A 508-nucleotide genomic window follows, 5' to 3' on the forward strand; every position below is an offset into this window, starting at 1 on the left:
GACGTGCAGCAGGCGATGGTCGACTGCCATGGCTCGCAGTGCGGGTTCTGCACGCCGGGTTTCGTCATGTCGCTGTTCGCCCTGCAGAAGAACAGCGCCGGCGCCGATCCGGCCAAGGCCCACGAGGCGCTCGCCGGCAACCTCTGCCGCTGCACCGGCTACCGGCCGATCCTCGACGCCGCCGAGCAGGCCTGCTGCCACAAGCGCGCAGACCAGTTCGACGCCCGGGAAGCCGCCACCATCGAGCAATTGCGCGCCATCGCTCCGCGCGAAACCGCCGAGCTGAACAGCGGTGACCGGCGCTGCCTGCTGCCGCTCACCGTCGCCGACCTGGCCGACCTCTACGGCGCCAATCCGCAGGCACGCCTGCTGGCCGGCGGCACCGACCTGGCGCTGGAGGTCACCCAGTTCCATCGCGAACTGCCGGTGATGATCTATGTCGGCCACATCCGCGAAATGAAACGCATCGAAGTGGGCGTCAACTGCCTGGAAATCGGCGCCGCCACCC

General features: G+C 68.9%; 1 protein-coding gene. It reads left to right on the forward strand.

Going from position 1 to position 508, the window contains the following annotated elements:
• A partial coding sequence (locus FLO80_RS23755) for a 2Fe-2S iron-sulfur cluster-binding protein (protein WP_188078404.1) occupies positions 1 to 508 on the forward strand: 508 nt, incomplete at both ends.

Source organism: Aquicoccus porphyridii (assembly GCF_008369105.1).
Classification (GTDB): domain Bacteria; phylum Pseudomonadota; class Alphaproteobacteria; order Rhodobacterales; family Rhodobacteraceae; genus Aquicoccus; species Aquicoccus porphyridii.